The organism is Asanoa siamensis, from assembly GCF_016862555.1.
GTDB lineage: Bacteria > Actinomycetota > Actinomycetes > Mycobacteriales > Micromonosporaceae > Asanoa > Asanoa siamensis.
This window is the reverse complement of sequence record NZ_BONE01000204.1, coordinates 1-1,066: the sequence shown is the minus strand read 5'-3', so window position 1 is coordinate 1,066 and position 1,066 is coordinate 1. Positions and strand designations below refer to the sequence as shown.

1 protein-coding gene is annotated in these 1,066 nt (G+C 66.9%); it reads right to left on the bottom strand.

Going from position 1 to position 1,066, the window contains the following annotated elements; genetic code table 11:
• Positions 1 to 163 precede the first annotated feature (163 nt).
• A partial coding sequence (locus tag Asi02nite_RS41265; protein ID WP_203719483.1) for an ABC transporter ATP-binding protein occupies positions 164 to 1,066 on the bottom strand: 903 nt, incomplete at its 5' end.

Sequence of the window (1,066 nt, the reverse complement as noted above, 5' to 3'; positions counted from 1 at the left end):
TCGACCTGGGTGTTGCGCCGCAGGAACAGGTAGCCGACGACGGCGACCGCGACAAACAGGTAGAAGCCCTGATCCTGCGGGCTCCGGATGCTCAGGACGAACTCGGTCCAGCCGCGGGCGAGGCCCACGCGAATCGCGTGCATCGTGCGCTGTCCGCCGCGATTCATCGGGTGCCCTCCGTGGTGACCTTCGCCTCGGCCGTACCAAAGGTGGTCGCTGCCTGGTCAGCGCGGCCGGACTCGTGCTGCTGGACCATCGTGAGGTAGGTGTCCTCGAGGCTGGCCCGCCGCACTTCCAGATCCGTGATGTCGGCTCCGTGCTGGGCGAACAGGTTCCGCGTGAACGTGGTGGGGTCCCGTGTGGACTCCACGAAGGGTTGCCCGTTGAAGGACCACCGCACCTCGCCCATGCCAGCGACCTGCCGGGCCAGTTGCTCGGCGCTGCCGTCGGCGACGATCCGGCCACCAGCCAGGATCAGGATGCGGTCGGCCAGCTTCTCCGCCTCGTCCAGATCGTGTGTGGTCAACAGAATCGTCGTCTCTTCGAGGTCGGTGAGGCGGTGGATCAGCTCGTGAAACTCACGCCTGGCGTGCGGGTCGAACCCCGCCGTCGGCTCGTCGAGGAAGAGCAACTCGGGGCGCCCGACGATGCCGATCGCGACGTCGAGGCGGCGGCGTTGGCCACCGGACAGGGTACGGATCTTCTGGTCCGCCTCCTCACCGAGGCCGACCATGGCGATCAGCTCTTCCGCGTCGTAGGGCCGGGTGCGCTGAGGTGTGGAATACGGCGCGTAGTAACTGCCCAGGTGCGCGAGAAGCTTCCGCGGAGTCCAGCGCGCGTGGTCGCGCCAGGACTGGAGCACCACCCCGACGCGTGCTCGCCAGTCTTCGTCGCCTTGTGCCGGATCGACCCCCAGCACATCAACCGTGCCGGCCGAGGGCAGCCGGAAGCCTTCGAGAATCTCGATCGTCGTGGTTTTTCCGGCCCCATTAGGCCCGAGCAGCGTGATGACCTCGCCCTTGTGCACGGTGAAGTCGACACCATTCAGCACGTCATTGGTCCCGTA